Source organism: Streptococcus sp. ZY19097 (genome assembly GCF_040731245.1).
In the GTDB taxonomy this organism is placed as follows: Bacteria; Bacillota; Bacilli; order Lactobacillales; family Streptococcaceae; genus Streptococcus; species Streptococcus orisratti.
The window spans coordinates 1,376,218-1,392,314 of record NZ_CP160400.1 but is presented as its reverse complement, the minus strand read 5'-3'; the positions used below and the strand labels follow the sequence as shown (position 1 = coordinate 1,392,314).

Here is a 16,097-nt window from a genome sequence, read left to right as displayed (position 1 = left end):
GGTTATTAACTTAAAAAACTTACTTATAGGTATATGTTTTAAGAATATGAAATATATTACTTGGTATTTTAATACTAAGTAATTAAAACAAAAATTTTAGAAAGATTTGTGGGAAATTTTTTTCCAAAGAGGTATTAGTGTCATGTCTCAATCTTACATTAATGTTATCGGTGCAGGTTTAGCTGGTTCCGAGGCAGCTTACCAAATTGCTAAACGTGGCGTTCCAGTCAAGTTATACGAAATGCGTGGCGTCAAATCAACACCACAACATAAAACTAGTCATTTTGCTGAGTTGGTTTGTTCCAATTCGTTTCGTGGTGACAGTTTAACAAATGCTGTCGGTCTGCTCAAAGAAGAAATGCGTCGCTTGGATTCTCTAATCATGCGTGCAGGGGAAGCACACCGTGTACCAGCAGGCGGTGCTATGGCAGTTGATCGTGAAGGTTACGCTCAGGCAGTGACAGCTGAAATCGAAAAGCATCCGTTGATTGAAGTGATTCGTGATGAAATTATTGAGATTCCAGATGATGCCATCACAGTAATCGCAACTGGTCCTCTGACTTCAGATGCTCTAGCTGCAAAAATTCACGAATTCAATGGTGGTGATGGATTGTATTTCTATGACGCAGCAGCACCAATTATAGAAAAAAGCACTATAAACATGGACAAAGTTTATCTCAAATCGCGCTATGACAAGGGAGAAGCAGCTTATCTGAATTGTCCTATGACCAAAGAGGAGTTTATGGCATTTCACCGCGCTTTGACTACTGCAGAAGAAGCGCCCCTCAGTGCTTTTGAGAAAGAAAAATATTTTGAAGGCTGTATGCCGATTGAAGTCATGGCCAAGCGAGGCATTAAAACAATGCTTTACGGGCCTATGAAACCAGTTGGTCTAGAATATCCAGAGGATTACAAAGGACCACGCGATGGTGAGTTTAAAACGCCATATGCTGTCGTCCAACTGCGGCAAGATAATGCAGCAGGCAGTCTTTTCAATATCGTTGGTTTTCAAACCCATCTCAAGTGGGGAGAACAAAAACGTGTGTTCCGTATGATTCCGGGACTGGAAAATGCGGAATTTGTCCGTTATGGCGTCATGCACCGAAACTCTTACATGGATTCACCTAATCTCTTAACTCAAAGCTTTGCAAGCCGGAAAAATCCTAATCTCTTTTTTGCTGGTCAAATGACAGGAGTGGAAGGCTACATTGAGTCCGCAGCTTCAGGTTTGGTGGCAGGGATTAATGCTGTTCGTCGTTTCAAAGGACAAGAGCCAGTCATCTTTCCAGAAACGACTGCCATTGGTGCTTTACCGCACTATATCACTCATGCCGAAAGTAAACATTTTCAACCCATGAATGTTAATTTTGGGATTATCAAAGAATTGGATGGTCCACGAATTCGTGATAAAAAGGAACGCTACGAAAGAATTGCCGAGCGAGCTTTGCGGGATTTAGAAAGTTTATCAGATGTTTTAAAATGAAAAAAAGACCAAACTAAAATGTTCTTGGAATAAGGTGGCAGTAAAAGTCTTCAAGTTATAGTTTAGCAGATAATCAATAGAGCTCAAAGTATTGTCATTAAAATTACGCTAACAAATTATAAGAACATTAAAAATTGGTTTTAAAAAAAACGCTTACAATCGTGATTTTCTTAACAAAAGAATGAAATCCCTAGCAATAATTTCAAAAATAAGATATAATATACGCGGGGATAACCAATATTCCATTTTTTGAACGGGGGTGTTACAGCTAAATTTCTGACTAATTTATTAAGCTAATTTTACTCAATCACCAAAACACATTTTTTGACAGTTACATTTTGATGACGCATTGATTAGATAGCATCGCAACGGTGCTTAATCTAGATACAAGTTAAAAAGGTGAAAATTAGCTTTTGAAAGGGGTGTTGCTTATTACAGACCGTATATGTATCATTTCACTTTTAGCTTAATGATTAGAAAGGAAAAGAAGAAAATTATGAAATTGAAAAAGTTGTGGCTCTATCTTTTGACGCCACTCTTAGTGCTGTTTGGTTCAGCAGTATTTGCTAACACAGCACAAGCCAAAGAATTGACCAATGTTATTACAAGCGTCAATTTGTGGGATCTTGATAATGGGCAAGTAAAAGCACCAAATGCTGATGGTTCTTATACATTAACAACCAATACCAGCTATGCAAATTATAAATACGTGCTTGATTTTGACTTGTCTAAGTATGACGGTAATCTTTCAGACGGTGATACTTTTACGTTTACGATTCCAGCTCCTATTACTGTGAAGGCGGAAGAATTTGATCTTAAAGATAAGGAAACTGACGTAGCGGTGGGCAATGCCAAAGTCGTTTCGAATGGTGATGGGCAAGGCGGAAAAGTTACTGTTACTTTGAAAAACTTAAAAGACTACCTCGAGAAAAAAGGTGGAACACAAATTCAAGGTGTGGCAGGTACTTTATATGTAGGTTTTAGTGTCAAAGAAGTGGTATCTGAAAAAACAATCACATACCCGACTACTGAAACAAAAGACACCGTAACTCAGGTTATAAAGGTAAAACAACCTGATGTTCCAGACTACGGCTATGAAATTGGAGTAACTAATTTTGCTAAAGTTAGTGGTATCATAACTAAAGGAAATTGGACTTCTGCATTGCTGGGTAAAAGTGGTGAATATTATCACCCATTCGTTGTTCGTGTAAATGACAGACAAGAAAGTTATAATGTTATTGATATTCACGACTACATCTCAGCTGATTATGCCCCAGCACAATTTGTTCCTGAGTCATTAAAAATAGAATCTGGTTACTATGATAATAAGTATACATTCCAAGATGTTAAAGAAATGACTCAAGGTTCTGATTACACAATTGAATGGAATGAATCTTATACTGATTTCAAAATTAAAATTACCAATGCCTCAGTCAGACTAGCGTCAAATGGTAAACCAGCATCTTACCGAATCACTTACAAAACCACAGCTCCTGCTGACGGGACAAAAATTTCCAACTCGGTAGAAGTAGCGGGTGATGATGTTCCTTTGACTTATCGTACGGATAGAACTGCCAAGATTGTAAAAGTATGGCGTAATTCACAAGTTACTTCTGGTGGTAGTATCCAACTGAAGACAGGTTACCGCATTACACTTTACAAAGTTGATAGCAAGACTCAAAACCGTCTTGCAGGTGCCAAATTCAAAATCACCCCTCCAGCAGGTGCTACAGCACAAGAAGAAATTGTAGAAACTAATGAAGAGGGGGTTGCCCAATCTTCTGTCTACTCTGAAGCTGATGTAAAACTTGGTGAATTTACTGTTACAGAAGTGGAAGCTCCTGTCGGTTATGAGTTGGATCCAACTCCGTTTAAAGTAACAGTTGGTAAAGACGGTGTGCTTAAGACGGTTACGAATACAAAATTTACAACCAAGGCACAAATTGTAGCTACTAAGAAATTAACAGGACGCACCCTTAAAGCAGGTGAGTTTGAATTTACTTTATCTAAAGATGGTAAAGACATTCAAACTGTTAAAAATGATGCAGACGGTAATATTACTTTTGATAAGTTAACCTTTGATACAGCAGGTACTTATAACTACACCATTACTGAAAAGAATGCGGGTACAGCTGATGAAAAAGGCGTTACTTACGATAGTCAACCTGTCGAAGTGACTGTTGAAGTGACAGCGGATGCAACTGGCAAACTGACTTCAACTGTATCTTATGCAAATAACGACAATACATTCGAAAATATCTACAAACCAACTCCAACCAATGCAGGATTTGCAGTGACTAAGAAGTTAACTGGTCGTGAGTTGAAGGCGGGTGAATTCGAATTTGTATTGAAAGGCGAAGACGGATCTGAACTTCAAAAAGTTAATAATACTGCTGACGGTGCAGTCATTTTCGAACCAATCACTTATGATACAGCAGGGGTTTACAAGTATACAATTGAAGAAACCAATGCAGGTCAAACAATCGACAATGTAGTTTACGATGATCTTAAAGTTGATGTGACAGTAACAGTTACAGACGATGGTGAAGGAAATCTAGATTCTAAAATTGCTTACTCAGATGATAAAGAGTTTAACAATGAGTATGTAGAGCCAACTACAACAACTACAACTACAACAACTACAACTGAAGAAACGACTACGACTACAACGACTACTTCAGAAGAGCCAACTACAACGACTACTTCAGAAGAGCCAACTACAACGACTACTTCAGAAGAGCCAACTACAACGACTACTTCAGAAGAGCCAACTACAACAACTACTTCAGAAGAAGCAACTACAACGACTACTTCAGAAGAAGCAACTACAACGACTACTTCAGAAGAAGCAACTACAACAACTACTTCAGAAGAGCCAACTACAACGACTACTTCAGAAGAGCCAACTACAACAACTACTTCAGAAGAAGCAACTACAACAACTACTTCAGAAGAAGCAACTACAACGACTACTTCAGAAGAAGCAACTACAACAACTACTTCAGAAGAGCCAACTACAACGACTACTTCAGAAGAGCCAACTACAACAACTACTTCAGAAGAAGCAACTACAACAACTACTTCAGAAGAAGCAACTACAACGACTACTTCAGAAGAAGCAACTACAACAACTACTTCAGAAGAGCCAACTACAACGACTACAACTACTACAGGTGAGAAACCAAACCAACCAGAAACAACAACTACTAGCAAACCTAAAAAACCAGGTCTTCCATCGACAGGTGAAAAAGGTGGACTTGTGGCGACTGTTTTAGGAGTTATTGTTCTTGTAGCAGCAATTGTAGCAGCAGTGGTATACTATCGCAGATCTAAAAACGCTTAATCATAAGTGTCTAGGCTGATGTTGTAAGAGAGAGCATTTTGCTTCTCTCTTTTTTAAAAGGAGCAAACATAAGGGTGCCTAATGTAGGTAAAGATTAAGTTATGTTTGTTCCTTTTAGAAAAGTTATATAACCAAAGAAAGGCAGTCGAATGAAACTATCCTTATTGATTACTTTTTTCAATGAAGAAAAAATCCTAACTAGAACACATATTGAAATGTCTAAGCAATTAGACAGTATGTTAGGAAAAGAACTTTCTGATTATGAATTACTTTATATTGATGATGGTTCTAGTGATGCAACTTTGAAGTTGATAGAAGGAATCGCTACTGAAAATTCAAAAGTACGCTATATCAGTCTAAGTCGAAATTTTGGACGTGAAGGTGGAATTTTGGCAGGTTTCAAATATGCAACTGGTGATGCAGTTATGGTAATGGATGGTGATCTCCAACATCCACCAAGTCTCATTCCAAAATTTGTTGCTGCTTATAAGGAAGGCTACGATATCGTAAGTGGACAGCGAGATAGGGCAGGGGAATCAAAACTGTCATCCCTTTTTGCCAAACTTTTTTATGATGTCTCCAATCATTCAATGGATGTCAAATTAACAGATGGAAAGTCTGAATTACGTTTGCTTAGCCGACGTGCTGTTGAAACTTTTATAGCCTTACCAGAATACAATCGTTTTAATAAGGGACTGTATGAATGGATTGGTTTCAAAGAAAAAGTCATCAAATATAAAAACCAAGTAAGAGTAGCAGGAAAAAGTAAATTTGGTTTTAAAAAGTCTTTTAATTATGCCATTCAAGGAATTGTCTCTTTCAATGACAAGCCTTTGAGAGTTTGTGTCCAGTTCGGATTAGTCAGTCTTTCAATTGCCTTGCTTTACCTGCTAGTTGAATTTATCCGCTATTTTACAAATCCAGGACATACAGTTAGTGGCTATTTTACAACAATAGCGGCCGTTATTCTTTTTGGTGGTATTCAGTTAATTTCTATTGGTATCCTAGGAGAGTATATCGGAAAGATTTATTACGAAGTTAAACGTCGTCCGCATTTTATTGTCGGAGAAACAAATATTGAACAAGCAAAGAAAGATAGAGTGGGGTAAAATGGAAAGTTTATGGAATAAAATACAACAGAAGTGTAGCCCGTTGTTAAGTTGGATTAAAAAACATAAGAAAATAAGCACCTATGTTGCCAGTGCTATGCTTCCAATGATGATCATCTTAGTGGTTTGGTTATTTATCGGAATGTATCCTTTTGGGAATAAAAGTCTTATGGCTGTTGATTTCAGCCAACAATATATCAGCTTTTACGCCTTCTTAAAAGAAACCATTCTTTCGGGGGATTGGTCTGGTTTCTTTTACTCATTTACAAAATCGCTAGGCGGAGATATGATTGGTGTCTTAGCATACTATCTGCTGAGTCCGTTTAATCTTATCTATATTATGACTCCGCTTAGTAAATTTAGTTTTGCAGTATTCTTGACAATCTGGCTTCGTTATGGGGTAATTGGACTTAGTTTTGGTCATCTCTTGGTAAAACGTTACAGAGCACTAGAAACAAAGGCTTGGTTAGTGCCTATTATGTCATCAGCCTATGCTTTGTCTGGCATGCTAGTTTCTTATCAGATGAACCCTATTTTTTACGATGCAATGATTATGTTACCTCTTGTTATCATAGCTTTGGAAGAGTTATTAGATGGTGGTAAGCCTTTTCGTTATATCTGGACTTTAGCATTGACGTTCCTTTTACAATTTTATATGGGGTATATGATTAGTATCTTTGTTGCTATGTATGCCTGTTGCTATGTCTCACCGCGTCTAGCGATTGATGGTGATTGGAAAAAGAAAATTGCTAATTTTCTACAACCCCTTTTAAAGGCTCTTATGTACTCTGTTGTAGGGGTGGGACTAGTATCTGTATTGCTTTACCCAGTTATACTGAACCTCATGCAAAGTAAAGGGCAGGTTGGTGATGGCATGGCCTTTACCTTTGCCTTACAAATCAACCCACTGGATATTCTATCAAAACTAACGATTGGTGGTTTCGATACAACATCTGGATGGTCAGCGGGACCTAATTTGCCAAATATTTATATTGGTGCGTTGGCAATGCTTGGTTGTATTCTTTATTTCAAGTTTGCTCAAGCTCATAATAATCAGAAAATCGGTACTAGTATTATAATACTAATTTTCTTTGTTTCTTTTGTTAATGAATTCGTTAGTAAAATTTGGCACATGGGACAGAACCCAGCAGGTTTCTTCTTCCGTTTTTCATGGATTTTATCCTTTTACATGGTTCTATTGGCTTTTCAAGCCTTTAAAGAAAATCCTAAAATTTCTCGAAAAGGTTTTGGAATTGGCCTAATCTTCCTAGCTGCCTCTGCAATCTATGTTTTAAGCCAAAAATATACCTATATCTCCAAAAATCAGCCTAAACTTGTGACAAATTTCGTTAATCACAATCAGCTACTTATTTATTTTTTCTTAGCACTTTTTGTTGTTGGAATTCTTTATTGGGTATGGAAGAAGTGGCAACAGCCCCAAAAAGCTAAGCTTATTTTCACGGTTGTTTTGATAATTGTGTTGCCATTAAGCGTGTTTTTACTGCAGCAAGGTTATTTGTTGGCACAGGTGACATTAACTGTTATGACTTGGCTGATTGCTTTACTGGCTTTTTATTTCCAGCCAAAACGTTTGGGATGGGCGGTTTTAGCAGTAGTGACAGTCTTTGAACTAGGCTATAACGCCTATTTGTCTCAAGTGACCTTATACTATGCTGATGCCTATAAATTTAGCGATGCTACAACATCCGTTAAGCGTGTAACAGACAGTATTCAGGAAAATTCCAAGGCAAAATTTTACCGAATTGGTTCTAGTTTCTCTTATTCAAAAACAGCCCCAACATTATTATCTTATCCAGGACTTAGCAGCTTTAGCTCAAGTTTAGAGCGCTCTACAATGAATCTATTTGCTTATCTGGGAGATGTGGGAGTTAATGCATCTACTCAATATGCTGATGGAACAGCTTTGACAGATGCTCTTTATGGAGTACGTTATTATATGGATATTAAAGACTATTCTCAAGAGGATGTTGAAAATAATCCTAAAAAAATGTACTTTACACGTTATTCAAAACGATTTGATATTCCAGAATATTATACGAATACTGTGTATGATGACAACCGATTTATTGTTCATGAAAATCCAAATGTCTTTTCTATTGCTTTTGGAACAAATACTCTTGTACAGAACATTAAGTTTGGTCTTAATAATCCTGTAGCTAACCAAAATATCATTCTTAATTCAATGGCTGGAAATGCTAAAGATGACACCAATTATTTTCAAGTTTTTGGTTTTTCGGGGATTGAGATGGAAAATATGAAAGAGGTAACCAACAATAAAGGTGAAACGGTTTATAATCGCATTGATAAAAGTCAACCTGGTATTGTTCGTTATAAGATTCTTCCAAAAAGTAGTTACACCTATTATTTCTTAACACCATATCTATTGAATCAAGCAGAAGGACATCTTTCCATTTTGCTTAATAATGAATGGTTAACTAATCAAAAAAGCTTCTGGCAACGACAACTCTGGCAATTAACTTCAAATACTGAGGGGCAGGAAACAGTTCTTGAATTACGCTACTCAATGGACGGAGTCAATTTGAATGGGGCAGGACTTGTCCGTGCAGACAATGATGCTATCAAGAGAGTGCTAACAGAGCGGTTGAAGCAAAATATGACAGTTACAGAATGGACAGATACGACAGTCAAAGGAACGGTAAATATTACTGATGACAGCAATGTCATGATGACCACTATCCCTTATAGTAAAGGATGGACAGTTGAGGTTGATGGAAAAAAAGTAATGACCAAAAAATCATGGGATAGTCTGATGTCATTTCCGATTACTTCAGGCAAACATAAAATTGAAATGCATTTCTTCCCACAAGGATTGGTTGTGGGGACTATTCTGAGCTTGATTTCTTTGGCAAGTGTTGTTAGTATGTACTATATAGACAAAAAATCAGTTGGTTAATTTACGGGAAGGTAAGGTAGGAGATAAATGAAAGAGATTAGTTCTATAATTAAAACTTTTATTAAAACCGAGGTTTTTAGATATCTGTTTTTTGGAGTTTTAACAACAGCTGTTTACATTGTTTCAAGAGATCTCCTTTTCACCTTGACACGTGAGGCAACTATTTCAGCCTTACTAGCTAATGCAGTTGCTATTACATTTGCCTTTTTCACTAATGATTATTTTGTTTTTGCACAAGAACGAGATGGTTGGGGCAAGCGGTTTATTAAGTTTTTTCTTGCAAGATTGTCAACTCTCGCTCTAGATATCATTTTGGTATTCCTCTTTGTGGAACAATTTCCAGAGATTATCGGTCAGTTTGTCCATCACGACTTAACTTGGGTTAATCGGATTGAAACCTATTTTTCCCAAATTCTTATCATGATAACGAATTATCTCATCAGTAAACTGCTTGTTTTTAAAGATCAAAAAAGATAGTAAAAATCCTCTTTCCAATTCGGAAGGAGGATTTCATTTCACGATTTAGGTGTTACATCTTTGCGATTTTTCTTATTATCAAAGATAGTTTTGGCACCGTTTAAGGAATCAAAAACTTTCTTTCCTAATTTTTCTGTCTTTTCGCGTTGTTCATTTGCGAGAATTGAAGAAGCGTTAAGAACTTCCTGATCTACGTAATAGAGTTTGATTAAAGAGCCAATTTTTGCTGTCTTGCTGCGCGGATACATATTAATCACTTGATTAGCCGGGGCATCTGCATACTTTGCATTTGGGTTAACGGTGATACTACGTACAAGAAAACCTTGATTTTCTAAAATCTGTGTTGCATCCTGAACATCAAGATGAATAACATTATCCAAATCTGTATAAGCAGTTTTACGATCATTGTGTCGGTCCAATTCTTTTTCAATGATTGGTCGTGTATTATCAATAGCTCTGCCAATAATTTCAGTAGTATCCGGCAGCACGGAGATGACTTTTCCGACAGTCCCCAGTACTTTGGTCCATTTTTTTGATTTTGCCATAATTTTTCCTCACAAGAAATCTTTTCTTTATTATAGCAAAAAGTGAGCAAATTCCCTTCTAGAAACCTTACAAAATTGTAAGATTCTAAGAAAGTCTTGTAAGGTTACAAAATCCATTTTTCGATAAAATAGTGATGTAAGATCGAGGAAGGTGGTAATTAGATGAGTTACTTTGTTAAAACAAGTTCAACAATTGTGTTTTGGCTATTATTAAGTTGTATTAGCTTATCAGTCTATACTGTAACTAAGATCTTTTGTTTGGTGAGGAGGGTAATCTTATGCACATCCAAGCAGTAGAAGAAACTATCAATTTTTATAGTTCACTTATCATTATTTTGATAATTATCGTTGGTATTTGTAGCCTCGGAATATGGTACTGGAGTGGTAGAAGACCTCTTCATCAAAGATAGTATTTAAATACTATTTAAAAATTTTAGATCTATTATTTTGTAAAATAGGTTATAATGAGAGAAGGAGACATTATGTTATTAGAAATCAATCATTTAGAAAAAGTTTTTCGCACGCGCTTTTCGAAAGAAGTGACACGCGCATTACAGGACGTGGACTTCAAGGTGGATCAAGGCGAATTCATTGCTATCATGGGAGAGTCAGGTTCCGGAAAAACCACTTTGCTTAATATTCTTGCCACACTGGAGAAGCCAACCAACGGTTCTGTTTTGCTGAATGGTCAGGATATTACCAAGATCAAGGAAAGCCAACTTGCAGAATTCCGACTTAAAAATTTAGGCTTTGTTTTTCAGGATTTCAATTTGTTAGATACTTTGTCCGTCAGAGACAATATCTTCTTGCCTCTGGTTTTAGACCGTAAGAATTATAAAGAAATGGAAGCTCGCCTAAGTCAACTTGCACCCAAATTGCGCATTCAAGATTTGCTGGATAAACGACCTTTTGAACTTTCTGGTGGACAAAAGCAGCGCGTTGCTATCGCACGTAGTTTGATAACAAATCCACAGATTGTTTTAGCTGATGAACCGACAGCTGCGCTGGATTATCGCAATTCAGAAGATCTTCTTAATTTGTTTGAACAAATTAACGATGATGGTCAAACTTTACTTATGGTGACCCATTCTGCCAATGCAGCTAGCCATGCTAGGCGTGTTCTCTTTATTAAAGATGGACGTATTTTCCACCAACTCTATCGCGGCAATAAAACAAATCAAGAATTTAATAAAGACATTTCCCTTACCATGACAGCACTTTTGGGAGGTGAGTAGGCATGTTTTATCTTAAACTTGCTATTAACAATATTAAGCAGTCTTTCAAACACTTTTCTCCATTTTTCCTAGTCAGTGTGACAACTTTTGTTTTCAACAATATCACCCTGCTCATTATGACGAGTCCGACAGCAGATTCAATGGGAACTGGGGCTTATGCCTTGGGACTGGCTTATTTCGTCCTTTGCATTCTCTCAGCTATTCTCTGCCTCTATAGCTATAATTTCTTGCTCAAGCAGCGCAATCAGGAGTTTGGTCTCTACAATATTCTAGGGATGAATAAAGGTCAAATTACGACTGTTTCAACCATCGAGTTAATTTTTATTTATGGTGTTACCGTTGTCATTGGTTCGATTTTGAGTGCTGTTTTATCTAATCTAGCCTACTTGATTTTTGCTAATATTATTCATTATGATAACCTTAATTTCTCTCTTAACCCGATAGCCTTTTGGGGAAATATCCTTCTCTTTGGAGCAATTTTCTTCCTTTTGGAGCTGGTTAACATTGTCAAAATTCGCAAAACATCAGCTCTCAACCTTTTCAGTAATCAAAGTCAAGGAGAACGTGAACCAAGAGGAAATATGATTCTTGCTCTCATCTCAGTAGCAGCTATTGGTTACGGCTATTACCTGTCTGTGTCATCAGCCAATCTGAGTGCCTTAGTAGGTATTCAACGATTCTTTATCGCTATCCTTGCGGTCATCGTTGGAACCTATCTCTTTTACATTAGTTTTCTAACTTGGTATTTAAAACGCCGCCGTAAAAACAAGGCTTATTTTTACAAGCCAGAGCATTTCATCACGACCTCTCAGATGATTTTTCGCATGAAGCAAAATGCGGTTGGTCTTGCTAACATCACACTATTGGCTATCATGGCCTTTGTAACCATTTTCTCTACTGTAGCACTTTACAGTAGCCAAGAAAATTTAGCGCGAATGACTTATCCAAAGTCTGCGATGTTTGAATTTCCAAATGTTAACGACCCAGAAAAGGCTGAAAATCTTATCAAGGAAAAGGTATTGCCAGCTCTCGGCAAAGATGGAGAAGCATTTAACCAAGTCTTCAAACACTACAAATATACTTCCTTCATTGGACAATATGCTGCTGATAAGAAGACGATGATTGTGGATGAGTCTTTCTTGAAGTCAAATCCTCAATCAAATTTAAGTAAGCTTTCAAGTATTTCTTCAATGGTATTTATCACCCAAGATGACTTTAGAAATCTTGGAAACAAGTTACCAAATTTAACAAAAGACCAAATTGCATTTTATGACTACGCTCAAAATAAATCTCTTTCTTTTGGCACGTTAAACTGGATGGGTAAAACCTATCAAAACGTTCAAAATATCAACCATGTTTCAAACCTTCAGATTCCTAATGCTGGTATCCCTGGTGGTATCGTGATTGTAGCTGATGACGAAACGCTTAATGAAATGCTCAAAAGTTATAATCCTAACGTTCGCTACCCTGTTAGTTATACCTATTTGGCCTTCGCCGACTTATCAAACAAGCAAGTGAAAGCTATCGGAAAACTATCTCAACCTAACAGCAATACAATTGTAGATGACAGTAACGAAACTACTGCTATTTTCTCAACTGAGCAAGCTTATCGAGAAGAAGGTTTGCAATTAACAGGAGGGTTCCTCTTTACAGGTTTCTTACTAAGTTCTGCTTTCTTGATGGGAGCGGCCTTGATTGTCTACTACAAACAACTCTCAGAAGGCAGTCAAGACAAACGCTCGTACAAAATTTTGCAAGAAGTAGGGATGAGTTTGAAGGCTGTCAAGAAAACGATTAATTCACAGATTGTCATGGTTTTCTTCATGCCGCTCGCTATTTCTATTGTGCATTTTGCCTTTGCTTTACCAATTCTTAAGAAATTACTCATGCTTTTTGGTGTGCAAGGCGATAAAATGCTTTACACCATCAGCGGCTTGACTATTTTAGGGATTCTGGTAATTTACTTTATCATCTATAAGGTAACAAGCCGAACCTACTACAAACTCGTAGAAAGATAGCTAGTATTCCTTGAGAATCAAGTTCAGACGCTGGTGACTTGATTTGATGAAATCCAGTACTACCTGTAATCCATCAACTGATCTGATTTTGATTCTCTTAGATTAAAAGTGGCGATTTTCGCCACTTTTTTGGTAAAATAGAAGCATGATGAAACAAGAAAAGATTTATATTATTGAAGACGACGCGACCATCGTTTCTTTGTTAAAAGACCATCTTAAACAGCATTATGACGTTTTTAGTGTCAGCAATTTTCGCGATATTCGTCACGAGGTAGAAACCATCAAACCTGATTTGGTTTTGATGGATATCACACTCCCTTATTTTAACGGTTTTTACTGGACAACAGAAATTCGTAAAAGCATGACCATGCCCATCATATTTATTTCGTCTAGTAGCGATGAAATGGACGCAGTTATGGCCTTAAATATGGGAGGAGATGATTTCATTTGTAAACCATTTTCATTGACTATTCTGGATGCTAAGATTTCTGCTTTTTTGCGTCGTGCACAGCATTTTACCAGTGATGTTTATCAAATCGATCAATACAGTCTCAGTCGAGATGGTATGCTATCAAACGGTCAGGATCAGATAAATTTGTCTCCAACGGAAAATAAAATTCTAGCAATTCTTTTCGCTCATCATAATCAGGTTGTTTCAAAAGAAGAATTACTAGAAAAACTTTGGGAAAATGATAGCTTTATTGATCAAAACACTTTAAGTGTTAATATGGCACGTTTACGTAAAAAGATTTCTCCGCTTGGATTTGACCGTATTCATACTGTGAGAGGAGTGGGATATTTACTCAAATGATTTGGAAATTTTTTAAAGAATACATAGCTTGGTATGCTATCTATCTCGGTTTGAGTTTGTTGTATTTTTTGACCTTTTATCTTTACCATCTTCCCCTTGCCTATTTTAAAGCAAGCTTTTACCTCAACTTTTGTTTGTTAATATTGGTTAGCTTATGGAAATTTCAGCAATTTCGTAAAAAAATGGCTGCGCTACAAAATGGTATTTACATAGAAGAGCTAAATGAACTTCATTTGCCTTCAGACTTAGCCTATCGCGATTTACTTACTAAGCAAAAAGAAGCAGAAGCAGAGCTATTGCTAACTCAAAAATCTCAAATAGAAGATTTACAAAGTATGATAAAAATGTGGACGCATCAAATGAAGGTTCCTATTTCAGCTCTTTCCTTGATGAGCCAGACTGATCACCTAAATAAACACGATGTCAGGCAGCAACTTTTACGTTTGGAAAATTATCTTGATACGCTTTTGACATACCTTAAATTCAATCAAAACAAGGATGATTTTCGTTTTGAGGAATGTTCTATGCGTGACTTGGTCGCTGATCTGGTTAAGAAATACCGAATTTCTTTTTTAATAAAGCAAATGTCTGTTGATATTGATGGGGATTGGTATTTAAAGACGGATAAAAAATGGCTCAGCTTTGCTATTTCACAAATTCTGGATAACGCTATTAAGTATTCTAAAGAGAATTCAGTGATTCAAGTCAATATTTCACAAGGTCAAATTAGTATCATTGATCATGGTATTGGAATACTAGAAGAAGATTTACCTCGACTTTTTGAGGAAGGTTTTACAGGTTACAATGGTCATGAACATCAGAAGGCTACAGGCTTTGGACTTTACATGACAAAACAGGTTTTGGATCGTTTGGGCTTTGTTATTTCCATTAGTAGTCAAGTTGACCACGGAACAACAGTTTCAATTAAGCGATAATTTTTACATAAATTTAATTATGTAAAAACCTACAGGAATACTTGTAGGTTTTTAGAGTTTATCCAAGGCATTTTTTTGTTCATCATTAACAATGTGGGTGTAGAGGTCTGTAACCTGAGTTGAGGCATGACCAAGTTGATGACTTACTAAAACTTGAGATTTTGTAGCATCGTATAGACGTGTGGCAAGAGTGTGACGTAATTTATGGGGAGTTACTCGAATTTTAAAATCTTGAGAATACTTTCCAACCATTTTTTCAACACTTGAAGCATCAATGCGGTTTGGTACACCACGATATTCTGTTAAAAAAAGTGCAAAATCCTGTTTTTCAGCTTTATATCGAGATTTGCGAATGTGAAGGTATTTTTCCAAGTAGGGTTTAGCAAAAGAAGCAACATTGACAGAATCTCGCTTACCACCTTTTCGGGTGACTTCAATAACCATCATATTAAGATTGAGGTCTTTGAGGTCAAGATTGACTGCTTCAGATAGACGAACCCCAGACGCTAGCAGTAGGGCGATTATCGCTAAGTCACGTTCCTTATTTTTTCGGAAAGATGATTTGGCTCGATTGGAAAGTTTGTTCTCATATTCACAATCTATATAGTCCAAAAATGCCATCGTTTCATCACCTAAAAAGAGTTTTTGTTTAATATTTTCAGCACGAGCTGCTAAGGTTTCTTTTTTCTTCTTGGTGGATACTTTATTCATAACATTTCGATAGAAATAAGGTTCACCGTCTGTATTTTCAACCTCTTCAGTCAAATATTTAAAGAGACTAGAGAGGGCAGCCAGAGTACGATTAATAGTTGTTTGAGAGACGCCTTGTTTGGTTGAATAGGTATTGAGTGATGGACGTTCACGCAGATAAAGGATAAAAGATTCCATATCCTTTTTTGATAAATGTTCTAAAGTAGTCAATTCAACGTCAGCAATTTTATTAACATCTGAAATTCCAGAATCAATCAGCCATTCTAAGAATCGCCGATATTCTTTTAGATACTCATATAAAGTTGTGAAACTATAAGGAACTGAAAGTTTTGATTGGTAATAGTCTAAGACATACCAAGGCATAATTTCTTTTAATTGTTCAATTTTTTCAAGCAATAAATCACGTCGCATGATTTCCTCCTGATTTTAACTATATAAGTAGTATAACATAACCCTAGATAAGTTTCAAGAAAATTACAGTTTTTCGGAAAGATA

At 36.6% G+C, this 16,097-nt stretch carries 11 protein-coding genes; 9 read left to right on the top strand and 2 right to left on the bottom strand.

All coding sequences use genetic code 11. The annotated features are described in order from the left end of the window. The first annotated feature begins 142 nt into the window (after window positions 1–142). From trmFO to ABZ559_RS07075, 5 genes are all read left to right on the top strand, one after another. On the top strand, window positions 143–1,483 hold the full coding sequence (gene trmFO / locus ABZ559_RS07095) for a methylenetetrahydrofolate--tRNA-(uracil(54)-C(5))-methyltransferase (FADH(2)-oxidizing) TrmFO (RefSeq protein WP_367005693.1): 1,341 nt from the start codon (window positions 143–145) through the stop codon (window positions 1,481–1,483). A gap of 496 nt (window positions 1,484–1,979) precedes the next feature. After that, on the top strand, window positions 1,980–4,826 hold the full coding sequence (locus ABZ559_RS07090; protein ID WP_367005692.1) for an FctA domain-containing protein: 2,847 nt from the start codon (window positions 1,980–1,982) through the stop codon (window positions 4,824–4,826). A gap of 149 nt (window positions 4,827–4,975) precedes the next feature. Continuing rightward, entirely contained in the window at window positions 4,976–5,935 is a 960-nt protein-coding gene (locus ABZ559_RS07085) for a glycosyltransferase family 2 protein (RefSeq protein ID WP_367005691.1), read from the top strand. A 1-nt stretch (window position 5,936) separates the two neighbouring features. After that, window positions 5,937–8,870 (top strand): YfhO family protein, encoded by a 2,934-nt coding sequence (locus ABZ559_RS07080; RefSeq protein ID WP_367005690.1) that lies wholly within the window; start codon window positions 5,937–5,939, stop codon window positions 8,868–8,870. Between the two features lie 27 nt (window positions 8,871–8,897). Next, window positions 8,898–9,347, top strand: a complete 450-nt coding sequence (locus tag ABZ559_RS07075) for a GtrA family protein (RefSeq protein ID WP_277291403.1) — start codon at window positions 8,898–8,900, stop codon at window positions 9,345–9,347. Window positions 9,348–9,385: 38 nt separating this feature from the next. Here ABZ559_RS07075 and ABZ559_RS07070 read toward each other — a convergent pair whose 3' ends face one another. Next, complete coding sequence (locus tag ABZ559_RS07070) at window positions 9,386–9,892, bottom strand: PASTA domain-containing protein (protein WP_018375510.1); 507 nt, start codon at window positions 9,890–9,892, stop codon at window positions 9,386–9,388. Between the two features lie 482 nt (window positions 9,893–10,374). Here ABZ559_RS07070 and ABZ559_RS07065 point away from each other — a divergent pair, with 482 nt between their 5' ends. The 4 genes from ABZ559_RS07065 to ABZ559_RS07050 all read left to right on the top strand — a co-directional run bounded on the left by ABZ559_RS07065 (window position 10,375) and on the right by ABZ559_RS07050 (window position 14,891). Further along, complete coding sequence (locus ABZ559_RS07065; RefSeq protein WP_273402946.1) at window positions 10,375–11,127, top strand: ABC transporter ATP-binding protein; 753 nt, start codon at window positions 10,375–10,377, stop codon at window positions 11,125–11,127. A gap of 2 nt (window positions 11,128–11,129) precedes the next feature. Continuing rightward, window positions 11,130–13,145 carry an ABC transporter permease gene (locus ABZ559_RS07060; RefSeq protein ID WP_367005688.1) on the top strand — a complete coding sequence of 672 codons (2,016 nt, stop codon included), beginning with the start codon at window positions 11,130–11,132 and terminating at the stop codon, window positions 13,143–13,145. 145 nt (window positions 13,146–13,290) lie between these two features. Then, window positions 13,291–13,956, top strand: coding sequence for a response regulator transcription factor (locus tag ABZ559_RS07055; RefSeq protein ID WP_367005687.1), 666 nt, complete (start codon window positions 13,291–13,293; stop codon window positions 13,954–13,956). Continuing rightward, window positions 13,953–14,891 (top strand): sensor histidine kinase, encoded by a 939-nt coding sequence (locus tag ABZ559_RS07050; protein WP_367005685.1) that lies wholly within the window; start codon window positions 13,953–13,955, stop codon window positions 14,889–14,891. The genes ABZ559_RS07055 and ABZ559_RS07050 overlap by 4 nt, the downstream gene beginning before the upstream one ends. 51 nt (window positions 14,892–14,942) lie before the next feature. On the opposite strand, the gene xerS is transcribed toward ABZ559_RS07050, so the two are convergent. Further along, window positions 14,943–16,013: a tyrosine recombinase XerS gene (gene xerS, locus ABZ559_RS07045; RefSeq protein WP_018375504.1), complete on the bottom strand. Its 1,071-nt coding sequence runs from the start codon at window positions 16,011–16,013 to the stop codon at window positions 14,943–14,945. Window positions 16,014–16,097: the final 84 nt, after the last annotated feature.